This is a genomic window from Thomasclavelia sp. (assembly GCF_047249845.1).
In the GTDB taxonomy this organism is placed as follows: Bacteria; Bacillota_I; Bacilli_A; order Erysipelotrichales; family Coprobacillaceae; genus Thomasclavelia.
On the sequence record NZ_JBKTWO010000052.1, the window covers coordinates 1 to 2981 of the forward strand.

Genomic DNA, 2981 nt, shown 5'->3' on the forward strand with positions numbered 1-2981 from the left:
ACCTCACCCTTATCAGGGGTGCGCTCTAACCAACTGAGCTACAGGCCCATCAATCGACTGCCCAAACATAATAACATATATAAATATAATCGTCAATAGTTTGAATATTTTTTTTGACAAAAAATTTTATTTACAATTATTTTAATATAATGGTTTTTAGCATTTGTTTTTTATTAAAAAAAATACTTATTGTATATAATTTTGCATAATTATTTATAATTTTCATAGATTATATTACAGGAGCTAACTATATAAAAATCAAGTAATTTTTATGAAATAGTTTGAAACATGTTAAATCAATGATTTGTTAGCTTATTGATTATAGTACATTGAAAAGTGAATAGTGATTTGTAAAAAACTGCAGCACAAAAAAACATAATAGATATGCTTTTTTTGAACTTTGAAATTTATCTCAAATTGGATGCATCAAATGTCATTCCAGTTTGTAATAAATGACATTTGATTCTTAAGAGCTTTCTAACACAATGGCCTTGTGCGTATCTATGGCTTTTGCCTTGGATTCTTTTCAGCTGGTAATAAGCCTTAAATGTTTCGTTGTTTTCAATAACAGACACAATAACCTGATATAAAGTTTTCCTTAAGTATTTGGAACCTTTCTTCGTTATAGCAGTATGTTGTGCAGAAAACTGACTAGATTCATATGTTTTAAGCACGACACCTGCTAATTTCATTAATCTTGAAGCCTTATTATAGTTGTTTATATTACCAATTTCCGCTAGAATAGAAGTGCCAGAAAAATGAGATATTCCTGGTATTGATATGATAGAAGAGTTGGTTTCAACGCTAAACTCTTCTATTTTTTTATCTATTTCAGATATTTGTTCATCGATTAATTGAATTTGAGCAATGAGCTGCTTAATTTCAAGTTCGTCTGCATATGTTGAAAATCCAATAGAATTTTTAGCAGTTTCTTTTAATTTTTCAGCAACAGGTCTACCTTTCTTATTTGTTTCAAAACATTTACTAATTAATCTTATATCTGCTGAAGCTATTTTAGAAGCAGAAGAAAATATCTTTAAAATGTTGATATATGGAACACTATAAATCATTAAACTCAGGAAACACTAAATCAATAGATTTTTGCAAACGATTTTTAAGAACATTTAGTTCTTCTTTAAGATTATGGTCAACTGACGTTGTTCGTATAATTCAAATTTGTCTAATTTAGCTATTCTGTATGTTTTCTTACTTTTTGGTTGATATAAAATATCGCAAATAGTAAGCATATCAAGTTTATCAGCTTTAGTTGGGTTGATCAATGCAAGGGAATATTATGAAGTAAATATTTTAATAAATTGAAATGGTAATGACCAGTATCTTCCATTCCAATAAGAACACTTTCTTCAGGATAGTTACTTAAATATGATAAGCGTGATTCATAACCGTCCTTATCATTATTAAAAAAATCTGGTTTAACTAAGATTTCGCCATCATCTTTATCTATTATGGCAAATGAGTGTTTGTTTTTACCAATGTCAATTCTGACAAGTTTCATGATAATATCATCCTTTCAATACAAATTATGTGATGTATTATCTACGATCCTTAAACCATATAAACTGGTTCAAAATATGAATTCAAGGACTCATCTAACTAATCAATAATAAGGTGTGGTGAGAACCTCCTAAAGTAGTCAAATCCACAATCACGAATTCAATAATATAACAGATTATAACCGTCATCAACTTCGGTTTAAAAAGTTGATAGAAAGGAGTGGGTATATTAATTAATGACTGTTAAATAAGTCATTTATAATATACCAGGTAACAATGATTAAATTTGCGATATACACATTTTTAGGTTTTATTATGGAATCTGTATATGTATCTATATTAAATAGAAAAATATATTTTTCAGGTTTATTAAAAGGTCCTTTTATCCCACTATATGGTTTTGGCGCCTTATTAATTTTAAAAACTACACCATATTATCAAAACAACTTTGATACTTTTTTTTATTCCCTAGTTTGCTGTACTGCACTAGAATATCTAACACATTATTTTTTAGTAACAGACTCTAAAATTGAAATTTGGAATTATTCTAAAATCCCACATAATTATTCTAATAGAATATGCATGTTTTATAGTCTAATGTGGGGCATTTTAGGAATTATTCTTGTTAATTATATTGATCCATTTATCAATAATATTATAATTCATTTAAATTATAATTTATTAAATATAATTGCACTAGTATATGTCCTATCTATTATTTACCAATTTTATAATCATAACTATAACAACCATTAAAAAGCTATATTAGTTTTAACCTAATATAGCTTTTCTCATTATGCCACCATGAAAGAAACATCATCCAAATCCATAGATTGGCCGCCTCCTGCAACAACATAAAAAGTAATTCTTGCTTTTACCGCACCGCTTGGAGCAGCCTCACTGACAAGCCTAAAATAACCAAATGAACGATTTGAATTGACTAAATCTTGTTCTCTTACAATTAGTTGATCAGTTGATAACTGATTATTTTGACCATCAAGGAATGTTATTGTCGCACGTAACCCAACCTGTTGTCCTTCACCATGAGCAAAAAACGAAAGTACATAATAACATCCAACTTGTATATCATCAACATCTTGATATAAATCCGAACCATCTTGCATATTGACAGATAAATTCCCACTGTGAACACGTCCAGCTTGGTTAACACTTCCTATACTAGTAGGTGTAGTAGAATTCCATGAAACTGGTAAATTACCTATAAAATTCTCCATACCTCCATTCAATATTTGTTCACCCAAAGATGCACATCCTTCTCCAGCTGGCCCTGTAGCCCCTGTCGCTCCTGTTACTCCAGTATTTCCTGTTGGCCCTGTCGCTCCTGTTACCCCGGTATTTCCTGTTGGCCCTGTCGCTCCTGTTACCCCAGTATTTCCTGTTGGCCCTGTCGCTCCTGTTACCCCAGTATTTCCTGTTGGTCCTGTTGGTCCTGTTACCCCAGTATTT

The 2981-nt window shown here is 30.4% G+C and carries 3 protein-coding genes and 1 pseudogene; 1 reads left to right on the forward strand and 3 read right to left on the reverse strand.

The window, feature by feature from the left end:
- Positions 1-407 precede the first annotated feature (407 nt).
- Positions 408-1070: a transposase gene (locus tag ACLR9T_RS11600; RefSeq protein WP_413109683.1), complete on the reverse strand. Its 663-nt coding sequence runs from the start codon at positions 1068-1070 to the stop codon at positions 408-410.
- Positions 1071-1276: 206 nt separating this feature from the next.
- On the reverse strand, positions 1277-1516 hold the full coding sequence (locus ACLR9T_RS11605; protein WP_413109684.1) for an IS110 family transposase: 240 nt from the start codon (positions 1514-1516) through the stop codon (positions 1277-1279).
- A gap of 274 nt (positions 1517-1790) precedes the next feature.
- Here ACLR9T_RS11605 and ACLR9T_RS11610 point away from each other — a divergent pair, with 274 nt between their 5' ends.
- A complete protein-coding gene (locus tag ACLR9T_RS11610; protein WP_413109685.1) occupies positions 1791-2270 on the forward strand; it encodes a putative ABC transporter permease in 480 nt (159 codons plus the stop codon).
- Positions 2271-2308: 38 nt separating this feature from the next.
- On the opposite strand, the pseudogene ACLR9T_RS11615 reads toward ACLR9T_RS11610, so the two are convergent.
- A pseudogene (locus tag ACLR9T_RS11615) lies at positions 2309-2981 on the reverse strand (hypothetical protein); the annotation flags it as partial.